Genomic DNA, 16,905 nt, shown 5'->3' on the forward strand with positions numbered 1-16,905 from the left:
AGCAGTCTAAGCACAGGGTCACCCCGACATCAGAGGCGTGCACAGTAGCCGGTCAGGGTTGTTGAGACGTTACGTCGCAGCCTTAATTTGCGGGTCACAGAACAGCGATCTGGGGAGAACTCATAATCGATCGTTAAGCCTAACGACTCATGATCCTAGGCATCGCCGCAGAACCGAGGGCGGGCGAGGGGACTCATGGGCACGACGCGGGCCGCGCTGACCGACACCGACATTCGCACCCTGATCAAGGGCGCGACCCCCGACGAGCGCGCCATCGCCGCCCACAAGCTGTGCCGGGTCATCGACCGGGGTGAGCTGACCGACGAGGACCGCGCCAAGGCCGGCGATATCCTGCGGGTCATGGCCAATGACGCCGCCGAACTGGTGCGCCGGGCCCTGGCCGTGACGCTCAAGCAGTCCGACGTCCTGCCGCATGACGTGGCCATGAAGCTGGCCAGGGATGTCGAGAGCGTCTGCCTGCCGGTGCTGAACTTCTCGCCGGTGTTCACCGACGACGACCTGGCCGAGATCGTCCGGCTGGGCGGCCCGGTCCGCCAGACGGCCATCGCCAAGCGCCCGATCCTTTCGGAAAAGGTCACCGCCGCCATCGTCGAGCACGGCGCCGAAACGGCGGTGAAGACCGCCTGCGCCAACGACAACGCCACCTTCTCCGAGCGCACCCTCTCCAAGGCTATCCAGCGGTTCGAGAAGTCCGAACAGGTTCTGGCCGCCGTCGCCTATCGCAACGCCCTGCCGCTCTCGATCACCGAGCGGCTGATCGAACTGGTCGGCGACCAGGTCCGCGAGCACCTGATCAACCACCACGCCGTCTCGGCCGAGGTGGCGCTGCAGCTGACCATCGACACCAAGGAACGCGCCGTCGTCGACCTGGTCGACCAGGCCGGCCGCGCCGCCGACCCCAAGGCCTTCGCCGCCCACCTGCGCAAGGCCGAGCGCCTGACGCCCTCGCTGCTGCTGCGCTGCCTGGCGCATGGCCACATGACCTTCTTCGAGTGCGCCGTCGCCGAGCTGGCGGGGGTGCCGCATCACCGCACCTGGCTGATGATCCACGACGCCGGGCCGCTGGGCCTGCGGGCCATCTACGAGCGGGCCGGGCTGCCGGCCCGGCTCTACGCCGCCTTCCGGGCCGGGGTCGACACCTTCCATTCGGTGGAATTCGACGGCGAGTTGCGCGACCGGGAGCGCTTCCAGGAGCGCATGCTGCAGCGCTTCCTGACCCAGCCGCAAACCGCCGCCCGCGACGATGTCGACTATCTGCTCGACAAGATGGACCGCATCACCCGCGAGGCCGCGTCGAAGGTTGCCGCTGGGTGAGGCTTGCCCGCTGGCCGCGACGCGCGCCAAGCTAAGGCATGTCTGAAGAGAAGCCTGCGGTTCCGATCCGCCCCGCCGCCACCGTCCTGCTCGTCCGCGACGCGCCCGAGTTCCAGGTGCTGATGGTCAAGCGCCATCACCAGATCGACTTCGCCTCCGGCGCCCTGGTCTTCCCGGGCGGCAAGACCCACCAGGGCGATCACGACAGCGCCTGGGAAGGCCACACCACCGGCTGGCACGATGTCGATCCCGATGAGCGGCCTCTGCGCATAGCCGCCATTCGCGAGTCCTATGAGGAAGCCGGCATCATCGTCGCCCGCCACCCGGACGGCTCGGTCTATCACGGCAACCCGCGCGCCGACGCCGCGAGGGCCGACATCGAGGCCGACCGGCGCAGCTTCCTGGATCTGATCGTCGAGCTGGATATCCGGCTGGAGCTGACGGCGCTCACCGTCTTTGCCCGCTGGATCACCCCGGACATGATGCCGAAAAGGTTCGACACCTGGTTCTACGTGGTCAGCGCCGACAGCACCCAGCTGGCCGCCCATGACGGCCGCGAAACGGTCGACGCCGAATGGATCGCGCCGGGCGAGGCGCTGCGCCTGGCGGCGGCGGGCGAGCGGACGGTGATCTTCCCCACCCGCATGAACCTGCAACTGCTGGCGGAGAGTTCGAGCGTGACCGAGGCGGTGGAGAAGTCGCGGGCGCGGACGCTGGTGACGGTGCTGCCGAAGGTGGAGCGCCGTGAGGGCGGCGCGGTCCTGGTCATCCCGCCGGACGCCGGTTATGGCGCGGTCGAGGAGTCGATGTCGGCGATACGATAAGAGAGAAGAGAGCGGGGACAGGCACGGTTCCGCGAACCGAGCCAGTCCCCAGCCTCGATGGCTTAAGCCGCCAGCTGCGCGACCTGGCTTTCCAGCGCTTCGGCCAGCATCCGGCCCGTGGGATGGGTATCGGTCTTGATCCCGTCACGCACCGCCGCCTTGATGGCGTCGATGTGGGCGTCGACCAGGAACATCGGGGCCTGCTCGCGGGTCTCGGGATCGTCGATCAGGCGGCAGAGCGAGCCGGCGATGCGGGTGACCAGCGGAAACTCATAGGTCGCGCCCAGACCCTTGAGGTCGTGGGCCCGCATGTAGAGGGCCTCGGTGGTGTCGCGGTTGACACCCTCGGCGCGGATGCGGGACTGGGCCTTCTCCAGCTTGGAGACCTCGTCGTTCAGCCACTCGGCGAAGTTGCCCGACAGGCTTTTCAGGGCCGCTTCGGCCTTGGCGATGGCGCTGGCGTCGATGCCGCCCAACCTGCCGCCGACCTTCAGGCGCAGCATGTTCGGGCTTTGGATGACCTGGACCGTCGGGTTGTCGCTCACGCGGGTCGCCTCCTCATGGCGTTGCACAGCCTCACGGTAGAGCGGAGCGGTTAATAAGGGGTGAGACAGGGGTTTCTGCGCGACGTTCAGCCACAGGGGGAAGCGTTGTCATCCACACGCTGGCAGCGACGATTGTTCAATCGCCTCCGTGACTTGGGGCGCGAGGCGGCTAAGCTGCCCCCCGATCGCTCCACAGGACCCCGGCCATGATCCTCTACCACTGCGCCGACGCCCGCTCGTTCCGGCCGCTCTGGGCGCTGGAGGAGCTGGGGCTGCCCTATGAGTTGCGCATGCTGCCCTTCCCGCCGCGGGTGTTTGCAAAGGACTATCTGGCCGAAAACCCGCTGGGCACCATTCCTTTGTTCGTCGAGGGCGAGACGCGGATGACCGAGTCCGCCGCCATCGTCGAATACCTCTGCAGCCGCCACAGCCCCGGCAATCTGGCGGTCGGGACCGACGAGGCGGGTTACGGCGCCTATCTCAACGCCCTGCATTTCGGCGAGGCGACCCTGACCTTCCCCCAGACCCTGGTGCTGCGCTACCTCCGGCTGGAGCCCAGGGAGCGCCGCCAGCCGCAGGTGGCCGACGACTATGCCAAGTGGTTCCTGTCGCGGTTGCGGGGCCTGGCCCGGATGCTGGAGACATCCGGGTTCGTAGCGGCCGGGCGGTTCACCGGCGGGGACATCTCGGTAAGCTATGCGCTGCTGCTGGCGCAGACCCTGGGCCTGGCGGAGGAGTTCCCGCCGGTCGTGACCGCCTACTGGGAGCGCATGCAGGCGCGGCCGGGGTTCAAGGCGGCCAAGGCGGCCCAGGCGGCGGCCAGCGCCGGGCAGGGGGTCGAGGCGCTGGACGTGGCTAAACTGTAGAACGGCGTTATCCTGACCGCGATGTGAGTCGCCGTGTCGGGCTCCGACTCACTGCCGCCTTCAAGTCGGAGCCCGTCCGCATGGCCAGTCGTCGCTTCCTGCTGCTGCTTGTTCTGCTCTCCGCCCTGATCGCCGCGCTCAGCGCCGTCAGCATGGCCTTCTTCCGCGATTCCGAGATCGTGGTGTCGTTCTGGCCAGCCAACGCCCTGATCCTGGCCTTCCTGCTGCGCGGCTTCCGCGGACGGACCGAGGCGGCCGCCGCCCTGGCGGTCAGTTTCGGGGTGCTGGTGGCCACCACCGTGCTGTTCGACCGGCCGGCCGCCATCTCGGTGGGCTTCGCGGCCGCCAACATGGTCGAGGTGGCCATAGCCGCCTGGGTGATGCGGGGCCAGGCCATGCCGCTGCGCGACGAGCGCGCGCTGCTGCGGCTGATCGGCGGCGGGGTGATCGCCGGGCCGCTGGCTTCCTGCGCCGTCGCCGGCCTGGCCAGCGGGCTGAGTAGCGGAACCCTGTTCTACCCGGCCGCCTCGCTGCAGTGGCTGGTGGCCGACATGCTGGGCATGGCGGTCTTCGCCCCGGCCTTCCTGTCGGTCCGCTGGCGCCCGCTGCCCGAGCAGGTCGCCACCCGCGACCTGGTCCGCAATCTCGGCGTGCAGGCCCTGGTCGCCGCGGCCACCGTGCTGGCCTTCCTGCGCACCGACCTGCCGCTGCTGTTCGCCATCACCCCCTGCGTAATGCTGGCGGTGTGGACCGGCCGCGCCGCCGGCGGGACCACGGCCGTGGCCATCGCCACCGCCATCGCCGCCTTGATGTCGGCCCTGGGCTTTGGCCCCATCGCCGCCATGGATCACAGTGGTCCGCAGGTCACCGTGCTGGTGCTGCAGGCCTTCGTCGCTGGCCAGATCCTGGCCGTGCATCCGCTGGCCATGGCCCTGTCGCGCCTGGACGCCTACGCCCGCGAGGCGGAGCGCCGCGCCGAGATGCGCGAGCGGCTGCTGGCCCATGTCAGTCACGAAATCCGCTCGCCGTTGGGCGGGGTGCTGGGCCTGACCGAACTGATGCAGAAGGGGGCGCTGGGCGAGCTGACCGCGGGCCAGCGCGAGGGCCTGGCCAACATCGCCCTCTGCGCCGCCGAGGTCGAGGGACTGGCCGGCGACCTGCTGGACGAGGCGGCGATCAACGCCGGGCGGCTGAGCCTCAAGCCCCGGCCCACCAACCTGGCCGACATCGTGACCCAGGCCCATACGGCGGCCCTGTTCCGCACCCGCGACTTCAAGCCGGAATACCGCATCGCCCCCATCGTCCCGGGCCTGGCGGTGCTGGCCGACCCGGCCCGGTTCAAGCAGATCCTGGTCAACCTGCTGGTCAACGCCGCCAAATACGGCGGCCGACCGCCGCGTGTGGAGGTCAGTGTCGAGGTGCTGGGCGCGCGGATCCGGGTGCTGGTCGCCGACAATGGCGCGGGCGTGCCGGCCGCCCAGCGGGACCGCCTGTTCCAGCCTTTCGAACGCCTGGGCGCCGTCGACACCGACGTCCAGGGCCACGGCATCGGCTTGGCGGTGGCCCGCCAACTGGCGCGGCTGCAGGACGGGGATGTCGGGCTGCAGGACGGACCGCTGGGCGGGGCGTGCTTCTATGTGGACCTGCCGCTGGCGACGGGGGCGGTGGCGGCTTAGGCCGAAAACTGCTCCGCCAGCACCCGTTCTTCCAGGCTGCGCCCGGCGTCGAACAGCATGGTCAGGCTGATGCCGCGGTCCTCGCCGACATGAACCTCGACCACGTCGCGGACCTCGAAATTGTCGGCCACGGCGCTGACAGGGCGCTTATCCGCCTCTAGCACTTCCAGGGTCACCCGCGCCGTATGCGACAGCAGCGCCCCCCGCCATCTGCGCGGCCGGAAGGCGCTGATCGGAGTCAGGGCCAGCACTCTTGAGTCCATCGGAATGATCGGCCCGTGCGCCGACAGGTTATAGGCCGTCGACCCGGCCGGGGTCGCCACCATCAGCCCGTCGCAGATCAGCTCGCCCATCCGCACCTTGCCGTCGATGGAGACTCGCACCTTGGCGGTCTGGCGGGTCTGGCGCAGCAGTGAGACCTCGTTGATGGCCAGGGCCCGGTGCTGGCGGCGGTGGCTGTCGATGGCGACCATGGCCAGGGGGTGGATGACGGCGCGCTCGGCCCCGTTGATCCGCTCCAGCAGGCCGTCCTCGGCGTATTCGTTCATCAGGAAGCCGACCGAGCCGCGGTTCATGCCGTAGATCGGTTTGCTGGCCCCCAGGTTCTCGTGCAGCGTCTCCAGCATGAAGCCGTCGCCGCCCAGGGCGACCACCACCTGGGCGTCGCTGTCGCCGGCGTCGCCATAGCGGGCCATCAGCCGCACCCGGGCCTCCTGGGCCTCGGGGCGGTCGCTGGCCTTGAAGGTCAGGCGGGTGATCGACGTTCGCTGCATGGCCTGAGAAAGGCCCTACGCCGCCGGCCTTGTCTAGAAGGAACTGGCCGTCTGTCTGAACGCGGCCCCGGCGATGTCGGGCGCATAGGGACCGAAGGCGTTGGCGGCCTTGCGGGCGCCTTCGTCACCGCCGCCGGGATGGCCGCCGTTCAGCTCGCGGACGGTGTCCAGGATGGCCGGGAAGACGCTGCGGTCGATGCCGACGGCGGCGCAGGCCAGGGCCAGCAGCTCTGGCCGGTCGCTGTCGATAGCCCGCTGGATATGGTCGACCTCGAATTTGCCCAGGGTGGCCAGGGCAAAGACGAACAGCGGCAGGCGGCGCTCGCGCAGGGCCCGCAGCAGATAGCCGGGGCGCAGCTGGCCGGCCTCGGCCAGCTTGCCGATCAGCCGGCGCTCCTGTTCCAGCTGCTCGGCGTCGGTGTCCAGGCGGATCTCGCCGCCCTCGACGGCGGCATGGGCGTCGCGCACGGCGCTGGCCAGGGCCGCGTCCAACTCCATGGGGTCCAGGCGGAAGCGCGAGATCAGGGCGGCGCGCAGGGACTGGCCGACCCAGACATAAAGCCGCTGGGCCAGATCGGAGGAGAGGCGCGGGTGACGGGCCAGCGGCGAGCGCAGGGCGGCCTGGCGGCGGGCGGTCTCGACCAGCCGGACCATGCCGCTCTGGGAAATCTCGGCGGTGTCGTTGCAGGCCAGCGCGGTCAGCACCGCCGGTTCGTCCTGCTGCAGGATGGCTTCAACCACGGTGGCCGACAGGCTGCCCCGGCGTGCGACGGCGATCTGGTGTTCCAGGGTGGATTCGACCAGCAGGCGGATCAGGTCGTGGTCCTTGAGCACCGGGCTTTCGGCGATGACCGGGCCGGCGATCTCGATCTCGTCCAGGGCCAACACATTGACCAGGCCCGCGGGGGCCCAGGCGACGGGGGCGATCTTCTCAGCCAGGCGGCGGCGGATATCGCGCTCGGCCTCGGCGACCAGGCTCATGAAGACGGCTTGCAGCAGCGCCTGGATCTGCGGCGCGCCGGTCAACTCGGCGGGGTCGGCGTTGGCGCAGAGGTCGACCAGGGCATCCAGCAGATGCTCACGGTCCTCCGGGGCCCTACTGCGGGCCAGGGCTTCCAGCCTGATGGCTTCGGCAGCAATGCTCACAAACGTCTGGTCCGAATCCCTATCGCCCGATGATGATCCTGACCTAGTCTCGTGAAAACATACTTAAGGCGGGTAGCCGCTGTTGAGGGAGTTGAAACCCATGGCCGAGCCGCTGATCCTCTCGCTTGACCAGGGCACCACCAGCACCCGGGCCATCGTTTTCGACGCCCATGGCCGCGAGCTGGCCAGCGCCAGTCGCCCCCTGCGCCAGGCCTATCCCAACGACGGCTGGGTCGAGCACGATGGCGAGGAGATCTGGAGCGCCTGCCAGGCCGTGCTGCGCGAGGCGGTGGCCAAGGCCGGGGAGGGGGCCATCGAGCGGGTGGCGGCCCTGGGCATCACCAACCAGCGCGAGACGGTGGTCATCTGGGACAAGGCCACGGGCCGGCCCATCCATCCGGCCATCGTCTGGCAGGATCGCCGCACCGCCAAGACCTGCGAGCGGCTGGCCAAGGCCGGCCATGAGAAGCGTGTGACCGAGCTGACCGGCCTGCTGCTCGACCCCTATTTCTCCGGCACCAAGATCGCCTGGCTGCTCGACAATGTGCCGGGGGCCCGCGCGCGCGCCGAGGCCGGCGAGCTGCTCTGCGGCACCATGGACACCTGGGTGATCTGGAAACTGACCGGCGGCGCCGTCCACGCCACCGACGCCACCAACGCCAGCCGCACCCTGCTGTTCGACATCGGCAAACAGGCCTGGTCGCCCGAGCTGCTGGACCTGATCGAGGTCCCGGCCGCGCTGCTCCCCGAAGTGAAGGACTGCGCCGACGACTACGGCGTGATCGCCGCCGCCTTGCTGGGCCGCGAGATCCCGATCCGCGGCGTGGCCGGCGACCAGCAGGCCGCCCTGATGGGCCAGGGCTGCATCCATCCCGGCGAGATGAAGGCCACCTACGGCACCGGCTGCTTCATGCTGCTCAACACCGGCGAAATCCAACCGCTGTCGAAGGCGCGACTCCTCACGACCGTCGCCGCGCGGCTTGGGGGCAAGACCACCTATGCCCTGGAAGGCTCGATCTTCGTGGCCGGCGCCGCCATCCAGTGGCTCGGCGAGGGCCTGGGCCTGCACGGCGGCCCGCGCGGGGCCGAGGCCCTGGCCAAGACCGCCAAGCCCGACAGCGGCGTGGTCGTGGTCCCGGCCTTCACGGGACTGGGGGCGCCCTGGTGGGACGCCAATGCGCGGGGCGGCATCTTCGGGCTGACCCGGGACGCGGGCCTGGCGGAGATCGCCGCCGCCACCTTCGATTCCTGCGCGCTGCAGACCCGCGACCTCATCGAAGCCATGCGGGCCGACGCCCCCGATGCGTTCGGCGCGGCGGCCGAGCTGCGCATCGACGGCGGCATGTCGCAGAGCCAGTGGTTCAGCCAGCGGCTGGCCGACCTGACGGGGATTCCAGTGTGCCGGGCCAGCTATCAGGAAACCACGGCGCTGGGAGCGGCGCTGTTCGCCGGACTCGGGGCCGGCGTCTACGCCAGCGCCGAGGAAGCCGCCGGCGCCCGGCCGGAGAGCGAGCTGCTGACGCCCAGCGATGACAAGCATGGGCGCGAGCGGGCTTATGCGCGCTGGCTGGATGCGGTGCCGAGGGTACGGGGGTAACCACCACTCCGCATCCCAGCTTTCGCTGGGGAGACGAAGTTTGGTAGATTGAAAAGAACCGCCTCCCTGAGGAGGCGGCCAGTTCTACCTGAACAACCCTAACAGCGAAGACGTCGACGCATTGGCGATCGACAGCGCCTGCACCCCCAACTGACGCTTGGTCTGCAAGGCCTGTAATTTCGCGCTCTCGCTGGCCAGGTCCGCGTCGACCAGGTTGCCGACGCCGGCGTCCAGAGCGTCCTGCAGCTTGCCGACGAAGTTGAGGTGCGAGTCCAGCGCCTTGGTTCCCGTGCCCAGCTTGGCGAGCGCGGCGCCGACGTTGGCGATCGAGGTGGTGACGGTGGCGATCATCGCCGTGGCCGTGGTCACCGTGCCGATGGTGCCGGTGGCCGAGACGGTGACGTTGGCCCCGCCCAGGGCCAGCGACTGGGCCGCCACGGTGATCCGCGAGGTGCCGTCGGCGTTGCCCAGGGCCACGACGGTCGCGCCGCCGGCCTTGATCATGTTGCTGCCGTTGAAGTCGGCGTTGGCGACGGCCTTGGCGACCTGGTCGCGCAGGGCCTTGAAGTCCTCGTTGAGAGCCGTGCGGCTGGTGGAGTCCAGCGAGGCGTCCGAGGCGGCCAACGCCTTTTCCTTCATGTTGACCAGCAGGTCCGAGATCGACTCGCCCGCCGCGACGGCCACGTCGATGGTCGACTGCCCGCGCAGGATCGAGTCCTTGACCGCGTTCAGCGACTGCGAGGTGCCCCGTTGCGACTGGGCGATGGCCCAGATCGCGCCGTTGTCCTTGGCGCTCGAGATCTTCTTGCCGGTGTTGATCCGGGCCTGCACCGTCTCCAGTTGTTTGGAGGTGGTGTTCAGGTTCTGCAGCGCGGTCATCGCGCCGGTATTGGTATTGATGCTGTTGATGGCCACGAGAGCCCCCGTTCTCAGGTTACACCCGTCGTTTTGACGGGCGAATTAATCATCAGGTAAGTTACGCCATCGATTGCGACAATCTAACGCAAGGACGTTATCAAACGGTGTTCGAATAGTTCTGTTATAGTTAAACTGTCGGACGATTTACTTTGGATTCAGATTCCTGTTCCAAATCGAGACTCTTCCAACGCTTCCAGAGGCGAGCCAAGCTCGAAACTTGACGCCCCCGCCCTCAGGCGCGACCCTAGGAGAACGGCGTCGGACGCCGAGGGACGGGAAGGAAATCACCATGGCCGACGGCAATATGGCAGGCGTGGGCTCGCTCAAGGGCAAGGTCAGCGCCGAGGAGTGGCAGGCGCGGGTCGATCTGGCGGCGCTCTACCGGCTGGTGGCGCTGCACGGCTGGGACGACATGATCTTCACCCACATCTCGGCCCGCATCCCGGGGCCCGAGCACCACTTCCTGATCAATCCCTACGGCCAGTTCTTCGGCGAGATCACCGCCAGTTCGCTGGTCAAGATCGACCTCGACGGCAAGATTCTCCAGGAGACGCCCTATTTCATCAATCCGGCGGGCTTCACCATCCACTCGGCCGTCCACGCCGCGCGGGAAGACGCCAAGTTCGTCATGCACCTGCACTCGGACCAGGGGGTTGCGGTCGCCGCCCAGAAGGACGGCCTGCTGCCGCTCAGCCAGCATGCGCTGATCGTCCTGCCGCAGCTGGCCTATCACGACTATGAGGGCATCGCCCTGAACCTGGACGAGCGCGAGCGGCTGGTCGCCGACCTGGGCGACAAGACCCTGATGCTGCTGAAGAACCACGGCACCCTGTCGGTGGGTTCCAGCGCCGCGGCCTGCTGGATCGGCATGTTCTACCTGGAGCGCGCCTGCAAGCAGCAGGTCATGGCCCTGTCGGCCGGCCGCGACGGCGTGCTGCATGCGCCGGACTCGGCCCAGGCGGAGGTGCGCGGCCAGATGGGCGGCGGCATGGGCATGATCGGCGGCCTGGCCTGGCCGGGCTGCCTGCGCTCGCTGGATCGGGCGCTGCCGGGCTACGACGCGTAAAACGCGGCGGAGGGTGTGACGCCTGGGCGAAAACGCCCGGGCCGTCCACATTTCCCCCTCGAAACACAGCGTCTTCTTTCCGTCACTGGACGGCGGCAATTCGTCGCGGCATATGGTCAGTAAACCCTGTTCATGCGCCAGCTCCCGCGGCGCCCGGAGCCGCTTGTGATCCGCCGGCATTTCTTCCTGGTGGCAGCCGCCGCCTTCCTCCTGCTGCTGTTCGTCGTCGGGGGCATCAAGCTGGCGACCGCCGGCGGCAAGAAGCCCGGGGCCGCTGGCGGCGGGGCCGGTGGCCGCGCCGCCGTGGTCAGCGTGGTGGTCGCCACACCGCGCCCCTTCGCCGACCGCATCGAGGTGCTGGGGGTGGCCAAGGGCCGCCAGTCGGTGACCATCACCTCCGACCAGACCGAGCTGGTCACCGCCGTGCATTTCCGCGACGGCCAGGCCGTCCGGGCCGGCCAGATCCTGGTCGACCTCAAGGCCACCGAGCAGGACGCAGGGGTCGCCCAGGCCGCCGCCCTGGAGGCCCAGGCCCAGCGCGACTATGACCGCTGGAAGACCCTGGCCGACCGCGGCGTCGCCCCCAGAGCCTCCGCCGAGCAGTATCTGGCCGCCCTGCAGTCGGCCAAGGCCGCCACCGCCGCCGCCCGCTCGCGCAAGCTGGACCGGGTGATCCGCGCGCCCTTCGCCGGGGTGGTGGGCCTGTCGGACATCTCGCCGGGCAGCCTGGTCAACCCGGGCTCGGCCATCGTCTCGCTGGACGACCTGGCGGTGATCCGGGTCGATTTCGACGTGCCCGACCGTTACCTGCCGGTGCTCAACGTCGGCAGCGCCATCACCGCCTCGCCCGACTCGCTGCCGGGCCAGAGGTTCGCGGGCCGCATCGCCCAGATCGACACCCGGGTGAACACCCAGACCAGAGCCATCAAGGCCCGGGCCGAATTCCCCAACCCGTCCGGCGCCATCCGGCCCGGCATGCTGGTCAAGGTCGCCATCGACCATGGCGCGCGCCAGGCGGTGTCGATCCCGGAATCGGCCATCGCCTATGAGGGCGACGCCGCCTACGTCTTCCTGCTGGTGACCCAGGGCGGCAAAACCAAGGCCCAGCGCCGCACCGTCACGATCGGGGCCAGCCAGGGCGGCTATGTCGAGATCCAGCAGGGCCTTTCGCCCGGCGACAAGGTGGTCGGCGACGGGCTGAACCGCGTCCAGGACGGCCAGGCGGTGAAACCGGCCGGTGGGAAACCGGTGGGCGCTGCCCCCTCCCGCGCGGCCAAGCGCGGCGCCTGATGCTTTCCGACATCTCCGTAAAGCGTCCCGTCTTCGCCGCCGTCGCGGCGATCATCCTCTGCGTCATAGGCCTGGCGGCCTTCTTCAGCCTGCCGATCCGCGAGCTGCCCAATGTCGACCCGCCCGTGGTCTCGGTCTCGACCAACTATCGCGGGGCCTCGGCCGAGGTGATCGAGGAGCGCATCACCCAGGTGATCGAGCGCCAGGTCTCGGGCATCCAGGGCATCGACCGGGTCAATTCCTCCAGCCGCGACGGGGTCTCGCGGATCAACATCACCTTCCGCCTGGACCGCGACCTGGACGCCGCCGCCAATGACGTGCGCGACGCCGTCAGCCGGGTGACCGCCCAGCTGCCCGACCAGGCCGACCCGCCGCAGATCGCCAAGGCGACGGCCGATTCCTCGCCCATCCTGTTCCTGAACCTGACCTCCACGACGTTGAACCAGCTGGAGCTGGCCGACTATGCCGACCGCTATCTGGTCGAGCGGCTATCGACCATCGACGGGGTGGCGACGGTGGGCCTGGCCGGGGCGCCGCTCTATTCGATGCGCATCTGGCTGGATTCCGACGCCATGGCGGCGCGCGGCCTGACGGTCGATGACGTCGAGACCGCGCTGAACAACCAGAACCTGGAACTGCCGGCCGGGGCGCTGGAAGGGGTCAGCAAGGACTTCACCATCCGCGTCAAGCGTGGCTACGCCAAGCCCGAAGACTTCGCCCAGCTGCCGGTGCGGCCGGCCGCGACCACCAGCACCGCCGTCCCCACCGCCGCCCAGGTGACCTCGGCAGGTTCGACCATCACCGCCTCGGGCAACACCGCCGCCACCGCCACCGGCGCGGCCGGGGCCGACAGCTACATCACCCGGCTGGGCGACATCGCCCGTATCGAGGAGGGACCGGACGAATACCGCCGCACCTTCCGTTCCAACGGCCAGCAGCAGGTCGGCCTGGCCCTGACCCGCCAGTCCCAGGCCAACGACCTGGCCATCGCCAAGGCGGTGCGCAAGGAGGTCGACATCGTCAACCAGACGCTGCCGCCGGGCACCAAGCTGGTGGTGGCGGTCGACTATTCGATCTTCACCGCCCAGGCGATCCGCGAGGTGTGGATCACCATGGCTATGTCGATCTTCCTGGTCGCCATGGTGAACTTCGTCTTCCTAGGCAGCTGGCGCAGCGCCATGATCCCCTCGATCGTCGCGCCGATCTGCATCCTGTCGACCTTCATCATCATGGCCCCGTTCGGCTTCTCGCTGAACCTGCTGACCCTGCTGGCCCTGGTGCTGGCCGTGGGGCTGGTCGTCGATGACGCCATCGTGGTGGTCGAGAACATCCAGCGACGGGTGGACGAGGGCGAGCCCGCCCCCGTCGCCGCCATGCGGGGAGCCCGGCAGGTGTTCTTCGCCGTGGTGGCGACCACCATCGTGCTGATCGCGGTGTTCGCGCCGCTGATGTTCCTGCCCGGCTATATCGGCCGGCTGTTCGTCGAGCTGGCCGTGGCCATCGCCGCCGCCGTCGGCTTCTCGGCGCTCCTCGCGCTCAGCCTCTCCCCTATGCTGGCCTCCAAGCTGCTGCGCCCGGCGGCCGGCGAGGGCTGGCTGGCGCGCAATGTCGACAACGCCGTCCACAAGCTGCGCAACAGCTATCGCAATTCGCTGGAGATGCTGCTGGGCAGCCAGTTCTGGACCCTGGTCACCGGCGCGGTGGTGGTGGGGTTGGCCCTGGTTGCGGTCGGCCTCTTCGCGGCGCTGCCGCATGAACTGGTGCCGCAGGAGGATCGCGGCCGGGTCGACATCTCGATCAACGGACCCGAGGGCGGCGGCTATCAGCAGACCCTGAAATCGGCCCTGCAGGTCGAGCAGCAGGAGGCCCGCTACTACAAGGAAGGCCAGGCCGACCGCTACATCCTGGGCGTCCCGCGCTTTGGCCAGAGCCAGTTCAACACCGGCAACGGCGTGCTGGTGCTCAAGGACTGGGGCAAGCGGACCAAGACCGCCGACCAGATCGCCGACGAACTCAACAAGAGCCTTTCGAAGATCACCGGCGTCCGCGCCATCGCCAGCGTGCGCGGCGCCTTCCAGCGCGGCGGTGGCGGCGGTGGGGGCGGGGGCACCAATGTCGACATGATCGCCCTGGGCAACGACTACGCCGAGATCGCCAGCTTCCTGCAGCCGATCCTGGACGACGCCCAGAACAATCCCGGCTTCTCGCGTCCGCGTCTGGACTATGAGCCCACCGCGCCGCGCCTGTCGGTCGACATCGACCGCGACAAGGCCGCCACCCTCGGCATCTCGGCCCAGGCCGTGGGCCGGGCGCTGGAGACCATGTTCGGCTCGCGCAAGGTCACCACCTACATCAAGAACGGCCAGGAGTACGACGTCATCCTGCAGACCGAGCTGGACAAGCGCCGCACGGTCGATGACCTCAACGGCCTCTATGTCCGCACCGGCACCGGCCAGCTGGTGCCGCTCTCGGCGGTGGTCACCACCCAGTTGCGCGGCGACACCCCCGACCGGCCGCGTGTCGACCGATTGCGGGCCGTCACCCTGACCACCCAGCTCTCGCCCGGCTACACCGTGGCCGACGCGGTGAAGTTCCTGCGGGCCGAGATCGCCAAGAACCCCAGCTCGGCGGTCTCCATCGAATGGGGCGGCCAGGCCAAGGACTATCTGGAAGCTTCCGGGGCCGTCGGCCTGGCGTTCGGCCTGGCCCTGCTGCTGGTCTTCCTGGTGCTGGCCGCGCAGTTCGAGAGCTGGATCCATCCGGCGGTGATCATGCTGACCGTGCCCCTGGCGGCGCTGGGGGGACTGTTCGGCATCCTCATCGGCGGCTCGACCATCAACACCTACAGCCAGATCGGCCTGGTCATCCTGATCGGGGTGGCGGCCAAGAACGGCATCCTGATCGTCGAGTTCGCCAACCAGCTGCGCGACCAGGGCCGCTCGATCCATGACGCGGTAATCGAGGCGGCGGCGCTCCGCCTGCGCCCGATCATCATGACCTCGATCTCGGCGGCCATGGGCTCGCTGCCCCTGATCCTCTGGGAAGGCGCCGGCTCGGCCAGCCGCAAGACCATCGGCGACGTGATCTTCTTCGGGGCGATCTTCTCGACCCTGCTGACCCTGTTCGTGGTGCCGGTCTTCTACAATCTGCTGGCCCGCTTCACGAAGTCGCCCGAATGGACGGCGAACCGGATCCGGGAGTTCGAGAAGAACGAGGCCGAGGGCGAGGCGAAGCCGGCGTAGGGCGCGGTGGGATGGAGGGGTGGGGCGCCCGCTCCTTACTGTCCGTAAATCCCGTGCTTGCGCTCTCAGAAACCCCTGTTCGCGGACCCAAATTGGGTTAACAATCCCCCATATTGGGGACAAGGGATCAGGGGCTGATCATGGCGAACATTTCGGGCGACAACGGCGACAACGTCCTCATCGGCGATATCACCGACGACAAGATCTTCGGCAACGGCGGCGATGACGAGCTGTACGGCGACGATGGCGCCGACACCCTCGTGGGCGGTGACGGCGACGACTACATCGAAGGCGAGAGCGGCGACGATATCATGCAGGGCGGGGCCGGGAACGACATCCTGGTCTCCTGCGGCTGCGGCGCCGACAAGATGGATGGCGGCGACGGCGACGACATCGTCGTGGCGGCCGGGGCGCCCGCCCTGCTGCGCGGCGGCGCGGGCACGGACATCCTGATCATCGACGGGCCGGTCATGCTGACCAGCTTCAGCGCCGGCAACGGCTTCGAGCAGGTCAACATGCTGCTGGGCCTGGTCTATGGCGACAACAACGCCAATGGCCTGGATTTCAGCGGCCTGACGACCTACCAGACCGGCAATATCGGGGTCTATCTCGACGGTCAGGGCGGCGATGACCGCCTGACCGGCACCGCCAAGGACGATCTGCTGGTCGGCGACGACGGCGCCGACATCATCCACGGCGGCGCGGGCCTGGACCAGATTTTCGGCGACGACGACAACGACAAGCTCTATGGCGGCGACGCCACCGACTATATCGACGGCGGGGCCAAGGACGACATCATCTACGGGGAGTTGGGCAACGACGTCCTCTACGGCTGGACCGGCAACGACACCATCGACGGCGGCGACGGCACCGACCAGCTCTATGGTGAGGACGGCGACGACAAGCTGTTCGGCGGGGCCGGCAACGACAAGCTCTACGGCGACGACGGGAATGACACCCTGATGGGCGGCGGCGGCATCGACACCCTGCAGGGCGGGGCCGGCAACGACTACATCGTCGGCGGCGACGACAAGGACACCATCACCGGCGACGACGGCGACGATATCGTCGATGCGGCGGCGGGTGACGACACGGTGAAGGGGCTGGACGGCAATGACTTCGTCTATGGCCGGGCCGGCAACGACATCGTCCAGGGCAATAATGGCGACGACAACCTGGTCGGCGGGGCCGGCAAGGACACCCTGACCGGCGGGGCCGGGGCCGACACCTTCACCTTCTATCTCGGCGACCTTTCGGCCAACCTCGCCAACACCGACACGGTCACCGACTTCAAGGCCCAGACCGGCGATCGCCTGGACTTCTCCAACATCGACGCCAACACCCTGCTGGCCGGCGACCAGGCCTTCGTGCGGGTCGGCGCTTTCAGCGGAGCGGCCGGCCAGATGACGGCGATCTTCGCCGGCAACACCACCACATTCCTGTTCGACACCAACGGCGACAGCACGGCGGACTTCGGGTTGCTGGTGACGGGGAACGTGACGACGGGGTGGGTGCTGTAGCTACTCCGCCCCCGTAGGGGGCGGACGGCCCGCCCGAGGCGCGCCTGCTGCGCGCCCGTGGCCGGCCAGGTGGGGGTGTTTGGGCAGGGGCTGTGGGGTCTGCCGGC

Annotated in this window: 13 protein-coding genes; 9 read left to right on the forward strand and 4 right to left on the reverse strand. The window is 68.8% G+C overall.

The annotated features are described in order from the left end of the window. Positions 1 to 195 precede the first annotated feature (195 nt). On the forward strand, positions 196 to 1,335 hold the full coding sequence (gene spbR, locus QO010_RS02315) for a pole-localized protein SpbR (protein ID WP_307345390.1): 1,140 nt from the start codon (positions 196 to 198) through the stop codon (positions 1,333 to 1,335). 38 nt (positions 1,336 to 1,373) lie between these two features. Beyond that, on the forward strand, positions 1,374 to 2,159 hold the full coding sequence (locus QO010_RS02320) for an NUDIX hydrolase (protein ID WP_307345393.1): 786 nt from the start codon (positions 1,374 to 1,376) through the stop codon (positions 2,157 to 2,159). 62 nt (positions 2,160 to 2,221) lie between these two features. On the opposite strand, the gene QO010_RS02325 is transcribed toward QO010_RS02320, so the two are convergent. Further along, positions 2,222 to 2,704, reverse strand: coding sequence for an Hpt domain-containing protein (locus QO010_RS02325; RefSeq protein ID WP_370873701.1), 483 nt, complete (start codon positions 2,702 to 2,704; stop codon positions 2,222 to 2,224). Between the two features lie 206 nt (positions 2,705 to 2,910). Here QO010_RS02325 and QO010_RS02330 point away from each other — a divergent pair, with 206 nt between their 5' ends. Together QO010_RS02330 and QO010_RS02335 are read left to right on the forward strand one after the other, a co-directional pair. Next, entirely contained in the window at positions 2,911 to 3,570 is a 660-nt protein-coding gene (locus tag QO010_RS02330; protein WP_307345396.1) for a glutathione S-transferase family protein, read from the forward strand. Positions 3,571 to 3,650: 80 nt separating this feature from the next. Then, positions 3,651 to 5,246, forward strand: a complete 1,596-nt coding sequence (locus QO010_RS02335; protein ID WP_307345399.1) for a sensor histidine kinase — start codon at positions 3,651 to 3,653, stop codon at positions 5,244 to 5,246. On the opposite strand, the gene QO010_RS02340 is transcribed toward QO010_RS02335, so the two are convergent. Continuing rightward, the gene (locus QO010_RS02340; protein WP_307345400.1) at positions 5,243 to 6,019 is read right to left on the reverse strand and encodes an NAD kinase; all 777 of its coding nucleotides are present in this window, start codon (positions 6,017 to 6,019) and stop codon (positions 5,243 to 5,245) included. The two genes, QO010_RS02335 and QO010_RS02340, sit on opposite strands and share 4 nt — an antisense overlap. A 33-nt stretch (positions 6,020 to 6,052) precedes the next feature. Further along, positions 6,053 to 7,165 carry a DUF2336 domain-containing protein gene (locus tag QO010_RS02345; protein ID WP_307345403.1) on the reverse strand — a complete coding sequence of 371 codons (1,113 nt, stop codon included), beginning with the start codon at positions 7,163 to 7,165 and terminating at the stop codon, positions 6,053 to 6,055. 100 nt (positions 7,166 to 7,265) lie between these two features. On the opposite strand from QO010_RS02345, the gene glpK reads away from it, so the two are divergent. Continuing rightward, complete coding sequence (gene glpK, locus QO010_RS02350) at positions 7,266 to 8,762, forward strand: glycerol kinase GlpK (RefSeq protein ID WP_307345405.1); 1,497 nt, start codon at positions 7,266 to 7,268, stop codon at positions 8,760 to 8,762. 84 nt (positions 8,763 to 8,846) lie between these two features. Here glpK and QO010_RS02355 read toward each other — a convergent pair whose 3' ends face one another. Then, a complete protein-coding gene (locus QO010_RS02355) occupies positions 8,847 to 9,677 on the reverse strand; it encodes a flagellin (RefSeq protein ID WP_307345408.1) in 831 nt (276 codons plus the stop codon). Positions 9,678 to 9,969: 292 nt separating this feature from the next. Here QO010_RS02355 and QO010_RS02360 point away from each other — a divergent pair, with 292 nt between their 5' ends. From QO010_RS02360 to QO010_RS02375, 4 genes are all read left to right on the forward strand, one after another. Beyond that, on the forward strand, positions 9,970 to 10,746 hold the full coding sequence (locus QO010_RS02360; RefSeq protein ID WP_307345410.1) for a class II aldolase/adducin family protein: 777 nt from the start codon (positions 9,970 to 9,972) through the stop codon (positions 10,744 to 10,746). A gap of 165 nt (positions 10,747 to 10,911) precedes the next feature. Further along, a complete protein-coding gene (locus tag QO010_RS02365; protein ID WP_307345413.1) occupies positions 10,912 to 12,036 on the forward strand; it encodes an efflux RND transporter periplasmic adaptor subunit in 1,125 nt (374 codons plus the stop codon). Further along, positions 12,036 to 15,278, forward strand: a complete 3,243-nt coding sequence (locus QO010_RS02370) for an efflux RND transporter permease subunit (protein WP_307345416.1) — start codon at positions 12,036 to 12,038, stop codon at positions 15,276 to 15,278. The genes QO010_RS02365 and QO010_RS02370 overlap by 1 nt, the downstream gene beginning before the upstream one ends. 140 nt (positions 15,279 to 15,418) lie before the next feature. After that, positions 15,419 to 16,798: a calcium-binding protein gene (locus tag QO010_RS02375; RefSeq protein WP_307345419.1), complete on the forward strand. Its 1,380-nt coding sequence runs from the start codon at positions 15,419 to 15,421 to the stop codon at positions 16,796 to 16,798. The last annotated feature ends 107 nt before the right edge of the window (positions 16,799 to 16,905 follow it).

The sequence above is a fragment of the Caulobacter ginsengisoli genome, assembly GCF_030814835.1.
GTDB lineage: Bacteria > Pseudomonadota > Alphaproteobacteria > Caulobacterales > Caulobacteraceae > Caulobacter > Caulobacter ginsengisoli.